8 protein-coding genes are annotated in these 14,809 nt (G+C 60.2%); 4 read left to right on the top strand and 4 right to left on the bottom strand.

The window, feature by feature from the left end:
* Nucleotides 1-31: 31 nt before the first annotated feature.
* The 3 genes from K3G63_RS20950 to K3G63_RS20940 all read right to left on the bottom strand — a co-directional run bounded on the left by K3G63_RS20950 (nucleotide 32) and on the right by K3G63_RS20940 (nucleotide 6,171).
* The gene (locus K3G63_RS20950; RefSeq protein ID WP_220616097.1) at nucleotides 32-1,315 is read right to left on the bottom strand and encodes a hypothetical protein; all 1,284 of its coding nucleotides are present in this window, start codon (nucleotides 1,313-1,315) and stop codon (nucleotides 32-34) included.
* A 62-nt stretch (nucleotides 1,316-1,377) separates the two neighbouring features.
* Nucleotides 1,378-2,964, bottom strand: coding sequence for a SusD/RagB family nutrient-binding outer membrane lipoprotein (locus K3G63_RS20945; RefSeq protein ID WP_220616096.1), 1,587 nt, complete (start codon nucleotides 2,962-2,964; stop codon nucleotides 1,378-1,380).
* An 84-nt stretch (nucleotides 2,965-3,048) separates the two neighbouring features.
* Nucleotides 3,049-6,171, bottom strand: coding sequence for a SusC/RagA family TonB-linked outer membrane protein (locus K3G63_RS20940; protein ID WP_220616095.1), 3,123 nt, complete (start codon nucleotides 6,169-6,171; stop codon nucleotides 3,049-3,051).
* 390 nt (nucleotides 6,172-6,561) lie between these two features.
* Between K3G63_RS20940 and K3G63_RS20935 the strand changes: the two genes are divergently transcribed.
* Nucleotides 6,562-7,740, top strand: coding sequence for an acyltransferase family protein (locus K3G63_RS20935; protein ID WP_220616094.1), 1,179 nt, complete (start codon nucleotides 6,562-6,564; stop codon nucleotides 7,738-7,740).
* A 197-nt stretch (nucleotides 7,741-7,937) separates the two neighbouring features.
* Nucleotides 7,938-8,438 (top strand): DUF2059 domain-containing protein, encoded by a 501-nt coding sequence (locus K3G63_RS20930; protein ID WP_220616093.1) that lies wholly within the window; start codon nucleotides 7,938-7,940, stop codon nucleotides 8,436-8,438.
* Nucleotides 8,439-8,668: 230 nt separating this feature from the next.
* Here the strand turns inward: K3G63_RS20930 and K3G63_RS20925 are convergent, their stop codons facing one another.
* On the bottom strand, nucleotides 8,669-10,291 hold the full coding sequence (locus K3G63_RS20925) for a 3-(methylthio)propionyl-CoA ligase (RefSeq protein ID WP_220616092.1): 1,623 nt from the start codon (nucleotides 10,289-10,291) through the stop codon (nucleotides 8,669-8,671).
* Nucleotides 10,292-10,387: 96 nt separating this feature from the next.
* On the opposite strand from K3G63_RS20925, the gene K3G63_RS20920 reads away from it, so the two are divergent.
* Both K3G63_RS20920 and K3G63_RS20915 read left to right on the top strand, forming a co-directional pair.
* Nucleotides 10,388-11,599: a TIGR03435 family protein gene (locus tag K3G63_RS20920; protein ID WP_220616091.1), complete on the top strand. Its 1,212-nt coding sequence runs from the start codon at nucleotides 10,388-10,390 to the stop codon at nucleotides 11,597-11,599.
* Between the two features lie 314 nt (nucleotides 11,600-11,913).
* Nucleotides 11,914-14,664: a S8/S53 family peptidase gene (locus tag K3G63_RS20915; RefSeq protein ID WP_220616090.1), complete on the top strand. Its 2,751-nt coding sequence runs from the start codon at nucleotides 11,914-11,916 to the stop codon at nucleotides 14,662-14,664.
* The last annotated feature ends 145 nt before the right edge of the window (nucleotides 14,665-14,809 follow it).

The following is a 14,809-nucleotide window of genomic DNA, read 5'->3' as shown; positions in this document are numbered from 1 at the left end:
AGGCCCTTTTTTGTGCCGTAACGAAAAGCGTCTACAGCGCCTTCACGGCCAGGGTCAGCGTCACGTCCGTGGCGGTGCGGTTGAGGCCCGTCACGGTGAAGATGGCGTACTGGTTGGCGTTGCGCAGGCGGGCAACATACACGTCGCCCACCACGGCGTTGTCGATGGTGGTTACCTGGGCCGTGGTGGCGGCGCTCAGGTAGGTTTGCCGGATGCTGTTGAGGGTAGCGGCGGTGTACACGGCGGCCGTGGTTTTCACGAAGCGGGTGGGCTCCACGGCGGGGGTAGTGCCCGTTGCCGGCTTGCCGTTCAGGGCCTGAAGCCGGACGGCGTTGCTGGCCGTGCTGGTAATAGCCAGGTCCTTGAGCAGCGGGTCGCCGGTGGCCGGCACCATGCTCAGCGTGGTTAGGTCCAGGGCGGCCTGGTCGCCGCCGGTGGTGCCGGTGTAAGTGAGCGTGAGGGTACGGGCGGCGGCCAGCGCCGTGGCGGTACCCGGCGTGAGGGGCGCGGCCGTAGCCGAGCCGGTCCGTACGCTGGGCGTGCCGGCAAACCGGCTCTTGGCCTCGAAGCGGTAGGTGACTTCCTGGCCGCTGGAGCCGGCGGGCAGGGTTACGTTCACGTCAACGGCGGTGCGGGCTCCGGTTTGGGCGCCAGCGGCGGGTAGGCGCTGGCGCAGGGCCCGCCGCTCGGGGGCCGTGCCTACCTTCACGTAAGTAATCAGGCTGTCGAGGTCTTTGTAGAGCGTGCCGGCCGCCGTGAGGCTGGTAGCGGCATTGATGCCGCCGTCATTCAGCACTACGTTGTAGCGCACCACGTCGCCGGGCACCAGGGTACTGCCGGCGGGGGCGGTTACGTTGGTAACGCTGTTCACTTTTACGGTCGGCGTCGGCTCGGCCAGGCGGAAGGAAAAGGTGCGCAGCTTGGACTGGCTATTTTCCGCGGTTACCACCGCCGACACCCGCACGTTGGCCTTGTTGACCCCGGCGGGCACGGTGTAATTGACCACCAGCGTATCGGCGTTTTTTCGCTTGGAGAAGGCCGCTTTGTAGGGAATAGTTTGCACCAACGTGGAGTCGGTGGCCGGCTCAATGCGCTGATAAATGCGCACGTCGCGCAGGGGCGAGGTTTGCTGGGCGTACCGCAACTCGAAGGTGAAGGTCTCGCCGGTAGCGTACTTCGTGTTCAGGCTCAAGTCGTTACCTACAAAGGTCGGAATCTGTTCGCCAACCTCCGTGTACATGGTATCCAGCTCGTCGTGGCAGGCGGCCAGCAGCAAGGGAGCCGCGGCCAGTAGCCAGCGGCGGGTAAGGTTCAAGGGTATCATACAACTCGTTGCGTTCATGGGTCAGGAGAAATCAACTGGAAAGTGGGCGCAGCTTACGGCTGGTCCCACCACACGGGCTTGTTGATGTACTCGAAATCATTGGTAGCGCCCACGGCGGCGTACGCGGCCGCCACGTTGCGGGGGTTGTACTGGGTTTCGGTGAGGGCGGGCAGCAGGCGGCGGGGCCAGCGGTTCTTGTAGTCGGCCTGGTTAGCCAGTGTGGTGTTCACGCCCACCGGGTAGCGCAGGTTCACGTAGATGTTCGGGTCGAAATCGTAGCGGCGCAGATCGGACCACGACTCCGGGTTCAGAAACATAGCAATGTACTTCTGCTCCATGATGCGCTTGAGGTCCAGCTGATCGGGCGTCTGGGCCACGGCGGCGCTGTTGAGGTAGTCCGTAATCTGCTGGGCCGTGATGGGGGCAAAGGTTACGGCGGGCGAGGCATTGCTGCCACCTACCCCAATTTTGGCCATGTGGGCCTTAATGCCCTCCCGGTAGGCGGCCAGGGCGCCGGCCTTATCGCCGGTAATAAACCTCACCTCGGCTTCGATGAACTTCACCTCGTGGTAAGTGATTACCTCGAAGTAGCCCAATTCGCGGGCGTACCAGCTGCTGTAGAAGTCGGTGGCGTTGCCGGTAGCGGCCGAAATGGGCGTGCCACCAGCTACGCCGGGGTCAGTACCAGTGCTACCCGCCGTAGCCATAATGGGGAAGCGCGGGTCCACCACGCCGGGGTAGGTAGCCCCCGGCGCGTTGCCGTTCAGATACTTGATGATGTTGGCTGAGTACGTGGCCGAGGTAGTGGTATTGGCAAAGTTGGCGCGGGTAGGCCCGAAGATGTTGGTAGTACCGGTAAGAGGCGCTACGGCTGCTTGGTACTGAATCTGAGCGTCGTCGGCTGAGCTCGTGAAGCTCTCAGATACGAGCTTCAAAATCTGGGGCGCCACCTGCGCGGTGAAGTTGGCCTTTTTGCTTAGGTGCAGCAGTTGCCGGGCTTTCAGAGCTTTAGCCAGCCAAACCCACTTCTGCGGGTTGCCGCGGTAGAGGATGTCGCCGCTGATGGTGGGGGAGGTGCTGTAAAAGGCGCGGAAGTTGGCCGAAGCCGGCTTCGACAGCTCCGTAATGCCTTCATCGAGCAGCTGCTGAATGCTCTGATACACCTGCTCCTGGGGGTCGTATTTGGGCGTGTAGTTCTGGGCGCCCTGGAAGGCCTCGGAATAGGGCACGTCGCCGAGCATATCGGTAGCATGGGCCAGGCCCATGGCCGTAATGATTTTGGAAGCCCCCACGTAGTACACCGAGCCTTCGGCCTCAGCCGTTTTCAGGGCTTCGCGAGCATTGCCTGCCGACCAGTAGTAGAAGTAGTTCAGGGTGTTATTGCCATTGCCCGTCGTCAGGAAGAACTGGTCGGTGCTGGACTGGGGCGTGCGCCGTACAATGTACTGCGTGATGTAGGGCGTAGTCAGGGCGGTAAACATTTGCTGCTGGAACGCCTGAGAAATAGCGCCGGGTAGCAGGAAGTTGGGGGTAGCGTCTACCGGGTTGTTGGGGTCGTCGTTTACGTCGAGGAAACTCTCGCAGGACGTGAGTAGCCCACTGCTACATAAGAGCCCGAGGGCCAGAATATATTTTTTCATCAAAGTCGGAAGTAGGAAATGAAGAGGAAGGCAGCCGGCGGGGAGGTTCTGAAACCGCGCCGCTGGGCTCATTCACGCCATCGGCTAGAAGTTGAAGCGCAATGCCATATCCACGCCGCGGGTTCCCGGCACGCTACCATAGTCGAAGCCGCCGGAGCCGCCGCCGCGGACGCCCGCGCCCGCCGCTGCCGTTTCAGGGTCGGCGCCGGAGTAGTTGGTCAGCAGCAGCAGGTTGCGGCCCGTTACGCTAATCTGCGCGCCCTTCACCACCGAGTTGCCCAGCCACGCGGCCGGCAAAGAGTAGCTGAGCGTGACGTAGCGCAGGCGCGTCCAGGAGCCATCTTCAATGAAGGGAGTACCCACCGCGCCCAGAATCGTTCGGAAATACTGCTCGGTGAGTTCCACCGGCCGGGTGTTGGGGGCATAGCTGCCATCGGCCTGCCGCACTACCCCCTCAAACACAGCCTGCTTAAAGCGGTCCTCGGTGCGGGTGCTCAGGCCGTTGCGCGTCGTAAACCAGTCGTTGCCGTTTACTACCTTGCCGCCCTTCCGGAAATCGAGCAGGAAGGTCAGCTCCAGCCCTTTGTAGGTCAGGGTGTTGGTAATCTGCGTGGTGAAGTCGGGGGCCCGGTTGCCGGCGTACACGTAGGTGCTGGCGTTGGTGGTGGGGTAGCCGTTGGCCCCGATGATAACCTGCCCAGCGTAGGGTCCATCGGCTACGCGCACGTAGTCCAGGGCGGCAATGGAATTGATGGGACGGCCGGGAAAGGCACTACCCCGCGCTACATCAATAATGTTGGCGTCCGACTGGTTGACTTCCGTCAGGAAGCTGGGCAGCTTGGTGGCCTCGTTTACGTTGCGGTAGAAGTTGGCCAGAATATCCCACTGCAGGCCGTTGGCTTGCTTCACCACCGTGCCGGCCAGGGCTATTTCTACCCCGCGGTTGGTTACGGTGCCCCCGTTGATGTACTGGAAGATATAGCCCGAGGGCTGGCTTACGCGCGGGGCAATCAGCTGATCAGTAGTCACCTGGTAGTAGTAGCCGGCATTTAGACTGACGCGGTTCTGCAGAAACTGCAGGTCCAGGCCGGCTTCGTAGGCGGTAGTGCGTTCCGGTATCAGATCTGGGTTTCCACCGTAAAATCCTTGCCGGAAGCCGCCACCGATGTAGGTGCTCTGGGCCAGGGGCGAATCAACGCGGTAGGGGATGGGGTCTTTGCCTACCTGCGCTACTGAGGCCCGGATTTTACCGTAGTTGAAGATGGGGTTCTGGTCCAGGCCCAGGGTGCGGCTGAACTCGTAGCCGGCCGCGGCGGAGCCGTAGAAGAAGCCGCCCCCGAAGTTCTTGTTGTTGCGCGGCAGCGTAGAGGATACGTCGTAGCGGCCACTCAGCTCCAGGGTAATCTGCTGCAGCAGGTCCAGGTTCAGGCGGGCAAAGTTGCCGATCAGGCGCCGCTCGTACGTCGTGTTTAGCGCGCTGCGGTTGTCGGTGTTATTCAGAGAGTTGATGCCCGGCGTGCGAAACACCTGCCCCAGCACGTCCGTGGTTTCGCGCCTGCTGGCTTCCACCGTATTGCCCACCGTGAGCACGCCGGTCAGATTCTCATTGAACTGGTGGGTAAGAATAGCCAGCAGGTTGGAGTTGAGCAGGCGGTTGAGGGTAGTCGATTCCGAAAGTCCACCGTCCTGGTTGCCCGGCTGGGAGGTGCCAATGGCCCGCACCGAACGGGTTTTCTCGGTGTACAGGTCGGTGCCGATGTTGTAGCTGATCTTTAGCCACTTAGCCGGGTCATAGCTAAATTGGGTGTTGCCGATAAAGCGGTTGGTACGGTCCGTTTGGGGGTTGTTCTTGACCGTCCAGTACGGGTTGTCGGCATCGTTGGTGCCCAGGCTGCCGGGCAGCAGGCGCCGCTTGGTGCCGTTGGGGTTCAGGTACACCCGGGCATCGTCGTTGCGGGGCCAGTTCAGCAGACTGATGAGGTAGCCGCCCGTGCCCCCGAACAGACCCGGACCTTGCAAAGGCCGCTCCGCCCCGGAGTTCAGATACTCCGCCGAGCCCGAAGCACTCAGCTTGGGCGAAAGCTGCAGCGTGCCCGCCAGGCGCACCGTCGACTTATCGTACTGGCTTTCCGGTACTACCCCCTTGTTATCGAGGCGGGAGGCCGAAATCAGAAACGTGCCTTTCTCCGTCCCGCCCGACGCGGTTAGGTAGTTCTGAAACGTAGTGCCCCGCTGGTGGAAGTCGCCCAGGTTGTCGTACACCGTTTCGCCGGGCTGGAACCGGGGGCCCCAGGAGTTGCGGGTAGTAGCGTCGAAGATGCCAGCAGTGCCCTGCTTGTACTGGTCCTGGAGCTTGGGCAGGCGGTTCACCTCATCCACCGAAAACTGGGTGCGGAAGTCAATGGACGTGCGGCCGGCCCTGCCTTTTTTGGTGGTGATGATGACGGCCCCGTTGGCGGCGCGCAACCCGTAGAGGGCCGCTGCGGCCGGGCCTTTCAGCACCGTCATGCTCTCAATATCCTCGGGGTTGATGTCGGAGGCGCGGTTGGTGCTACCTACGGAGCGGCCCAGCAGGCCGTTGAAGGCCGAGCCGCCGCCGGGCGCTGTGCTTTCCGCAAACGAGGAGTTATCCATAATAATCCCGTCGATAACGAACAGGGGCTGGTTGTCGGCATCGAGGGAGTTGCCACCCCGGATAACGATGGACGCGCCCTCGCCGGCCCCGCCACCCGAGCTGGTTACCTGCACCCCCGCCACTTTGCCCTGCAAGGCATTTACAATGTTGGGCTGGCGCGAGTCAATCAGGTCCTTGGCCTTCACTTCCTGGGCGCCGTAGTTGATCTGGCGGCGCTCCTGCTTGATGCCGAAGGCCGTCACCACGACTTCATCCAGTTTGCGGGTGTCAGCCGACAGGGTTACATTCTGGTTGTCGGCGGCAGGCCGCTCCAGACTGGTGTAGCCAATAAAGCTGAATACCAAGGTTGCACCCTCTGGCACACCAGACAGGGTGTAGCTGCCAGTGGCGTCAGTTTGGGTACCAAGGGTGGTGCCTTTTACTAATACGTTCACCCCGGGAAGAGGAGCCTGCCCACTAGCGTCCGTAACAGTACCGTGTAGTGTGCGTGTAGAGGCCTGCTGGGCCCACGCCGCGGGCGCGGTCAGCAGCAGGCTTACTGCCAATGAAGATGCCCATAAACGTCTTTTCATACGCAGTGCAAGAAGGTGAGAGTGAGAGAAATAGAAAGAAACGGCCGCTGCCCCGCCCCCAATAGCGGGCAGGGGCAGTACAGCCGGAAGAGGGCAGAGAGGAGGCCGGATGGGGTGGGAATCCGGCTGGCCGCGGCGCGGCCGAGCAGCACAAAGTTGGGTGGGAAGGAGAGGAAGGGCGGGACCTGCTTGCGAAAAAGAAATCTATTCTAAGCAGGGGAGCTAAAACTACAGGATGCAGCCTAGGCAAACAACTATATATGGTATTTTTTGAAGGTGTAACTTAGGCTTGAATCCAGGCCCAAATCCGGCCTTATTTCCTGCTCCGCTGCCTAATTGTGCGGCCCAATCTGCTCGTCTTCTTTGTCCGCGTTGTTTTTGGCTCCTCCCATGCAAAGTACTATTCAGGCCGCTGCCCACACTACCGCCACCCAGCCCCTGGCCGAGGCCTCGCAGCCCGGGCGCCTCGTCAGCCTCGATGTGTTCCGGGGCCTGACCGTCATGGCCATGATTCTGGTGAACAACCCCGGCGACTGGGGCCGCATCTACGCGCCGCTGGAACACGCGCACTGGCACGGCTGCACCCCCACCGACCTGATTTTTCCCTTCTTCCTGTTCATTGTCGGCGTCAGCATTACGTACGCTCTCGACGGCGCCCGGCGCCAGCCTGAAACCCACGGCCGAACAATGGTGCGCATCCTGAAACGCTCGGCTATCTTGTTCGGGTTAGGGCTGTTTTCGGCCCTGTTTCCGTCTTTTGATTTCAGCACGGTGCGCATTCCGGGCGTGCTGGCCCGCATTGCGGTGGTGTTTCTAATATGTGGCATCTTGTTTCTGAAAACCTCGCGCCGCCAGCAACTGGGGCTGCTGGCTTTTATCTTGGTTTTCTACAATGTGCTCATGCAGCTGGTGCCTGTGCCCGGCTACGGCCCCGCCAACCTGGAAGCCAGCACCAACCTCGGCGCCTGGCTCGACCGGACCCTGCTCGGCGAAGCTCACCTCTGGAGCCAAAGCCGCACCTGGGACCCGGAGGGGCTGCTGAGCACCCTGCCTGCCGTTGGCACCGGCCTGCTGGGGCTGCTGGCCGGGCAGTGGCTGCGTCGTAAGGAGGTAGAGCCTGCCACCCGCGTGGCATGGCTGTTTGTGGCGGGTAGCGGCTGCGTGCTGCTGGGGCTGATCTGGAATGGGTGGTTTCCTATTAATAAAAGCCTCTGGACCAGTTCTTTCGTGCTCTACACCGGCGGGCTGGCCCTGGCCGTGCTGGCGGGCCTGTACTGGCTTACCGATGTGCAAGGCTACCGAGGCTGGATAAAAGCGCCGCTAGTGTACGGCGTCAATGCTATAACCGTATTTTTCCTCTCGGGCCTGATTCCGCGGCTGCTCAACATGGTGAAAATTACGGGCGCCAATGGGCAACCCACCGGCCTCCGCGACTGGCTATACAGCACGTTTTTCGTACCCTACTTCAGCCCCATTAATGCTTCCCTGGCCGGGGCCATCGTCTGCGTACTGATTTGGCTGGTGGTACTCTGGCTGATGTATCGGCGCAACATCATTATTAAGGTATAGGGATAGAAGACAGGGGATGCCAGCGAAGTTGCGCTGCTGCGGAAGGGTAGCAAGTTTCGCAGCCGATAAAGGGGGAAGCACGAGAGGCAGCAGCTTTGGCCTGCGGCAAGGGGTAGGGCGTAGCTCCTGCTAGCGGCATGGAGCTCCTTTCACAGCTAACGGCCTACCTTCTCGATTCTATTTCGTACTTCTGTAGTATGAAGAAATACCTGATTCTGGCGGTGGGGCTTGCCTTCGCAGCCCCGGCCGCCACGGCCCAGTCAACGGCATCTGCTGCGGGTGCGGCCGCGCCTATTTCAGCCGGCCAGCGCAAAGCCGCCGAAGAATTACTAGCTGCTACCGACTCCGAAAAAAACCTCTCCGCTACCATCGACCGGTTACTAGCGGCCCAGATAGAGCAAAACCCGGGTATGAAAGCCGTGGAGCCCGAAATGCGCGCCTACCTCAACAAGTACATGAGCTGGCAGTCGATGAAGGACGACATGGTGCAGCTCTACGCCCGTGAGTTCACAGAGAAAGAGCTGAAGGAACTAACCAAGTTTTACCAGACGCCCACGGGCCGCAAAACCATCACCAAAATGCCCCAGCTCATGCAGGCCGGCATGGAAATCGGGCAGAAGCGTATGCAGGAGCACCTGCCCGAGCTGCAGCAAGCCATTTCCGAAAAGCTAAAAGCTCAGCAACCGGCAGTAAAATAGTGAAATTGTGAAGTGGTGAACTGGTGAGTTGTCATGGCGAGGAGGCACGACGAAGCCATCCGTCCTGACCAACATGCTACCCCCTGAAATGTGACAAGCCCTTGACGACTGTGCCTAGCGTCAAGGGCTTGTCTGTTTATCAGGCTTTGAGCAAAAGAGAGGAAGGATGGCTTCGTCGTGCCTCCTCGCCATGACAACTCACCAGTTCACCACTTCACAATTTCACCACCTCACCACTCGTACCCGGCGAAATCCTGGCGGAGCTTGGTTTTGAGGAGCTTACCAGTAGCGGTGTGGGGTAGGTGGTCCACAAACTCCACCGCTTCGGGCACCCACCAGCGGGCCACTTTCCCATTATAGTAGGCCCGCAACTCTTCCTTGCTGACGGTGGCCCCGGGTTTGCACACTACTACCAGCAACGGCCGCTCGCTCCACTTCGGGTGCGGCACCCCGATAACAGCCGCTTCAGCTACTTCGGGGTGGCCCACAGCCAGGTTTTCCAACTCGATGCTCGAAATCCACTCCCCGCCCGATTTAATGACATCCTTCGAGCGGTCGGTAATCTGCATGAAGCCGGTGGGGTCAATGGTGGCGACGTCGCCGGTGCGGAACCAGCCGCTGGCCGTGAGGCCGCCGGGCTGCTCCGCCCCGAAGTACTCGCCCACAATGAACGGACCGCGCACCAACAGGTCGCCGAAAGCCACGCCATCGTGGGGTAAGTCCTGGCCCTCGTCGTCCACAATCTTCATATCCACCCCGAAAATGACCCGGCCCTGCTTGGTCTGGATGGCGAACTGCTCATCGGGGCTCAGGCTAAGCTGCTGGGGCTTGAGGGTGCACACGGTGCCCAGGGGCGAGGTTTCCGTCATGCCCCACGCGTGGCGAATCACTACCCCCAACTCTTCGTCGAAGGCTTTGAGCAATGCTGGCGGACACGAAGCCCCACCCACAATCATCTGCCGGAGCGTGGAGAAACGCAGCTTTTTCTCCCGCATGAATGTCAGCAGCCCGAACCAGATGGTGGGAACCCCCGCCGAAAACGTTACCCCTTCCTGCTCGAACAGCTCGTAGAGACTGGCTGCATCGAGGCCGGGGCCAGGCATTACCAGCTTGCACCCGTTTAGGGGTGCCATGTACGGAATGCCCCAGGCATTGACGTGGAACATGGGTACTACCGGCAGCACCACGTCGCGGGCCGAGCAGTTAAAACAGTCGGGCAGGGAAGCGGCGTAGGAGTGCAGCAGCGTGGAGCGGTGGGAGTAGAGCACGCCCTTGGGCTGGTCGGTAGTGCCCGAGGTGTAGCACAGGGAAGAGGCCGTGTTTTCGTCGAACACGGGCCACTCATAGTCGGCGGGCTGGGCCACGAGCAGGTCTTCGTAGCAGCGCAGGTCGGGGAGGGTGGTAGTCTCGGGCATGTGGGCCCGGCCCGTCATCAGCACCCAGCTTTCCACGGTAGGGCAGAGCGGGGCCAGCTTTTCTACCAGGGGCAAAAAGGTGAGGTCAAAGAACAGCAGGCGGTCTTGGGCGTGGTTGATGATGTACACGAGCTGCTCGGCAAACAAGCGCGGATTGATGGTGTGGCACACGGCACCCATACCCGAAATACCATAATACAGCTCGAAGTGCCGGTGCGTATTCCAGGCCAGCGTTCCTACCCGGTCGTCATTCTGGATGCCAAGCTCCGTCAGGGCGTTGGCCAGCTGCTTACTGCGCTCATGGGCAGCTGCGTAGGTATAGCGGTGCAAGCCACCCTCGGGCAAGCGCGACACTATTTCGGTATCACGGTGCCACTTGGCGGCGTGTTCCAACAGCCCCGCAACGCGCAGGGGCTCGTTCATCATTAAACCTAGCATAACAAGCGGTGGGAGTGGGCAGGAAAAAGGAAGCGAGGCAACGGACAAGCTACTGATAAAAGAGTAGTTTACAGTGTTCTATCCACTACCCCTGTTATGTATCCTCGCTTATTCCTACTCGGCGGCCTCTGGGCCTGCCCCGCCCTGGCATTTAGCCAAGCCCTGCACGAGGGCGACATAGTGCCGGATTTCACCTTGTCGCAGGTGGTGAACCGTAGCACCGGAAGCTTCACTTCCACCGAGGCCAAAGGCAAGGTGCTGGTGGTAGAGTTCTGGGGCACGTGGTGCGGCCCCTGCATTCCGCCGTTGCTCCACCTTGATTCGTTGCAACGAGCCTTTCCGCAGGAATTACAGGTAGTAGGCGTTGCCGACGACTCGGAGCAGCGCGTGCGGACGTTTCTGGCCCGTCGGCCGGTGCAGCTACCCCTGGCCGCCGCTCCTACCCATACGGAGGCTATTTACCGCTATTTTCCGCACAACACAGTGCCGCATACGGTAGTCATTGGGAAAGACCAGCGGGTGCTAGCCATTACCCGGCCGGAGCAGCTCACGGCTACTGCCCTGCGGGACATTCTGGCAGGCAAACCCGCGGCTTTGCAAACCAAGCACGATGTAGTTGTAAAAGATCCGCTGGTGTTCTTCCCGGCCGACACGGCTACGCAATTTGCCGTAAGCGTGCGGCCTTACCTGCAGGGGCAGGGTAGCCAACTTCGCCGCGACCAGACGCCGGGCCTGCGCGGGCGGCGCCTGACGGCTATTAACATGCCCATCGAAACGCTTTTTCGGCAGGCCTATGGCGTGTCGCACCTGCGGCTGAAAAATGAGCTGCCTGCTTTGCAAACCAGCCGAGAACCGGCCAACCTGGTGTGCTTTGATTTGGTGGTGCCGCCCCCGGAAGCGCCGCGCTTGCTGCAGCATCTGCGGGATGAGTTGCCGCGGCATTTTCCGGTGCAGGCTCGGCTAGTGCCCGAAACGAAGCCGGTGTATGTATTGCGGCAGAGCAAGTCGCGGAAGCCGTGGCCGGGATCCAAGAAACCGGAAAACGGCATGTGGTCGGGCAAAGGAGTTGACCTAGAAGGAAGTCGGATAGAAATGCTGCGCGAGTTTCTGGAAAATATGTCGAGCAAGCCCGTGGTGGATGAAACGGGCCTGACCGGGCGCTACGACATAAAACTGGAGCTGCAGCCGGAAGCCAGCAGAGCAGACGTGTTAGCCTCCCTACAGCAACTTGGCCTGGAGTTGCAGGAAACTACCCGGAAGATTGACGTGCTTCATCTGAGCCCGGCAGCTTCCACTGCCCGCCGCTAACCAAGGTGTTGTTGTCGGTAACTTCGTCAGTTTCAGAAGGCTAGAGTTATGAATAGTGCTTTCAAGGTAAATGCTGTTTTGTTGAATTAATCGTAAGTAATCGAGTTGAAAGAAATCATTTTTGCATAAAAACATCTTAAAGTTTACAATAATCATTGTGTAGTGAAATCCGAAAAAGGGAGGCTGCTCGTAAATACAGGTGAGCATGCGGGGGCTTGGTATGGCTATGTACTACCCCTAGTGCTTCAGGAAACCCGTCGTCAGAAAGGGGCCTGTACGCTTCTCTCTTTTCCAACCTCTTTTCCACAACACACATGAAGAAACTTTTAGTGGTTTTTGCTTTCGCCAGCGTATCGGCCGGAAGCGCCTTCGGGCAGGCCGTCATCGACCCTGAGTTGAGGAATGCCTTTAAAAGCAGCCCCGTAGCGCAAGTAATTGTGACCTTCAAAGGTGAAGGAGCCCCGTTGCTTTCCCAGGTAGGCTTGCTGCGCACCCTGGGTATCACCAAGGGTATTACATTCCAAGCTCTGCCCATTGCCGGCATTGTGGCCACCCAGGCGCAAGTGAATGCGCTGGCCCAGAATCCTCAGGTTAAATCTCTCTACTACAACAAGAAGCTAACGTACTACAACTACGACGCAACCAACCTCACGGGCGTAAAACGCCTGCGCGCCGACCAAGAAATGACGGCCCGCAACAAAGGCATTCCAGTGTCGGGTCGCGGCATTGGCGTGCTCATCAACGACAGTGGGGTAGATGGCACCCACGACGACATTAAGTTTGGCACGCACCTGGTGCAAAACACGCTGGGTAGCACCAACCTGAACGCGCTGGACGCCATGCTACCCGTTACCTACCTGGAAGGTGTGCCCAACACCGATACCAACTCCGGCCACGGCACGCACTGCGCCGGCACGGTGGGCGGCAATGGTGCCAAATCGGGCGGCAAGTATGAAGGCGTAGCGCCGGGCGCTTCGCTGCTGGGCTACGGCTCGGGTGCGGCCTTGCTGGTGCTGGATGCCATTGGCGGCTTCGACTACGCCCTGACCCATCAGTACCAGTACAACATCCGGGTAGTAAGCAACTCCTTCGGCTCCAGCGGCGACTTCGACCCGAACGACCCGCTAAACCTGGTAACGAAAAAAGTGCACGACCGGGGCATGGTGGTCGTATTTGCTGCGGGCAACGAAGGTCCTGGCGCCGATACCCACAACCCCTATGCCATTGCCCCCTGGACCATTTCGGTAGGAGCCGGCGACAAAGACGGTAAGCTGGCTGATTTCTCCTCGCGCGGGGTGCGGAACGAAGGCGGCACCTTCACCACGGCCGACGGTCAGACCTGGACGTACAAAAACGAGCCCTCGATTGTAGCGCCTGGCGTCGATATTGTGTCTACGCGCGTGCTGGGACCCGTGGCTACCCTGGGTATTACCACCGACGTTGGGACCCTGACCCCCGCCGAGCTGCCCTTTTATACGCACATGAGTGGCACCTCTATGGCTACGCCGCACGTAGCCGGCATTGTGGCCCTGATGCTGGAGGCTAACCCCTCGCTCACACCCGATCAGGTAAAACAAATTCTGCAGCGCACCGCTACCAACATGCCCGGCCGCGAGTCGTGGGAAGTAGGATCGGGGTACGTAAATGCCTACGCGGCCGTGGATCAGGTGTTCCGCGGTACCAGCTTTGGGGCTACCGTAAATGCCAGCCGCGCCTTCAAGAGCAGCGTAAATGCCTCGTCTACTACCCAGAACCTCACGGTAAACTATAATCCTGCCCTGACAACCGGCAACCAGGTGTCGTTTGCGGTGGGAACCGGGGTGAACAGCCTGGAAGCCAAAATTACGGCTGGGGGCATCTCGGGCCTCACGGGCAACCCCCTGAACCTGATTCTGATTGACCCGAACGGGGTGGAGTACCGGGCCGGTATTCCGGTAGCCTTTGCCTTGTACCCCGACCGTAGCGTGGCCGTCGCTTCGCCCGCGCCCGGCAACTGGACCCTGAAGGTGGATGGCCTGAACGGGGTAGCCTTCCCGGAAACCGTGACGGCTCAGCTTACGCAACTTGTCACCTCGGGCACCAGCGGCCTGAACGATATTGTGGGCCATCCGGCTGAGGCCTCCATTAAGGCTGCCGTCAGCAACCGCCTAGTAGATGGACTGAGCAACGGCTTCAAGCCTGATGCCCCGCTTACCCGCCTACAACTCGCCGACTACCTGCTGATGGGGCAGGCAACCCGCCAGTTTGTGCCCACCAATGGCAGCCGCAGCTTCTCCGATGTATCGGCCGCTGAGTTGCTGCTGGCGGAGTCGGTAACGGCCAAGGGCGCCGCCCTCCGTGACCGGTTCCACCAGTACAACGGCGTGATGCTGCCCACCGCTACCGGTACCTTCTCGCCCAGCAAAGTAGTAACCCGCGCCTCGCTGGCGTACTCGCTGGTGCAAAGCCTGGGCCTGCAGCAAGTAGCCACCAGCCGCACGGGTAAGCCCGTAACGGTGCAGGCGAACGGCCAAACCGTGCCCTTGGAAGATGCCGCTACCATTCCGGCTGGCCTGGAAGGCTACGTGAGCGTAGCGCTGGAGCTGGGCTTGATTAACGCCTATTACAGCGTAACCCAAGGCCCCTACGACTTACAGCCCACGGTACACGCTACCTTCAAACCTGCCCAAAACGTAACCCGCGCTGACTTTGCTGTAATAGTAAGCCGCACCTTCCCGCACTGGGAAGCCGTTACGCAGCCTGCTACTACGGCTCAGGCCCGCAGCGGAGCCACTACGTCGGCCTCGGCTACCCCGGCCATGGCTCTGCTCAACACCGAAGCTACCGCCTTCCCTAATCCTTTCTCGGGCACTACCACCATCAGCTACAGCCTGACCCAGGACGGACCCGTAACGGTGGAGGTGTACAACACCCTCGGTCGGAAGGTAAAAACGCTGGTGGAAGGCTCGCAATCAGCAGGCTTACACCAAGTTGATTTCGATGGCAGCAGCCTTGCCCGCGGTACCTACCTGTTCAAAGTAAGCACCACCAGCAAGGTGTCGTCGAAGCGTCTGGTGCTACAATAGTCTTCTTCATAGCTCCCCAACTAAAAAAGCCCCAACCGTGTGGTTGGGGCTTTTTTGTGTAACCAAGTGAGAATTCAGTCGAGAGGTTTGTGGCTTAGTAAGGGGTAGGGCAGAGCCCCCTAGCTGCTGACTTGAACCCGGTCCC

The sequence above is a fragment of the Hymenobacter sp. HSC-4F20 genome, assembly GCF_019599275.1.
Classification (GTDB): domain Bacteria; phylum Bacteroidota; class Bacteroidia; order Cytophagales; family Hymenobacteraceae; genus Hymenobacter.
The sequence above is the reverse complement of the archived record's forward strand: the minus strand, read 5'-3'. Positions and strand labels throughout refer to the sequence as shown.

Bases quoted from the DNA above. Each gene is read 5' to 3' on its own strand.
- K3G63_RS20945 (WP_220616096.1), bottom strand. From the start codon at position 2,964: ATGAAAAAATATATTCTGGCCCTCGGGCTCTTATGTAGCAGTGGGCTA.
- K3G63_RS20925 (WP_220616092.1), bottom strand. From the start codon at position 10,291: ATGCTAGGTTTAATGATGAACGAGCCCCTGCGCGTTGCGGGGCTGTTG.
- K3G63_RS20935 (WP_220616094.1), top strand. From the start codon at position 6,562: ATGCAAAGTACTATTCAGGCCGCTGCCCACACTACCGCCACCCAGCCC.
- K3G63_RS20920 (WP_220616091.1), top strand. From the start codon at position 10,388: ATGTATCCTCGCTTATTCCTACTCGGCGGCCTCTGGGCCTGCCCCGCC.
- K3G63_RS20915 (WP_220616090.1), top strand. From the start codon at position 11,914: ATGAAGAAACTTTTAGTGGTTTTTGCTTTCGCCAGCGTATCGGCCGGA.
- K3G63_RS20940 (WP_220616095.1), bottom strand. From the start codon at position 6,171: ATGAAAAGACGTTTATGGGCATCTTCATTGGCAGTAAGCCTGCTGCTG.
- K3G63_RS20930 (WP_220616093.1), top strand. From the start codon at position 7,938: ATGAAGAAATACCTGATTCTGGCGGTGGGGCTTGCCTTCGCAGCCCCG.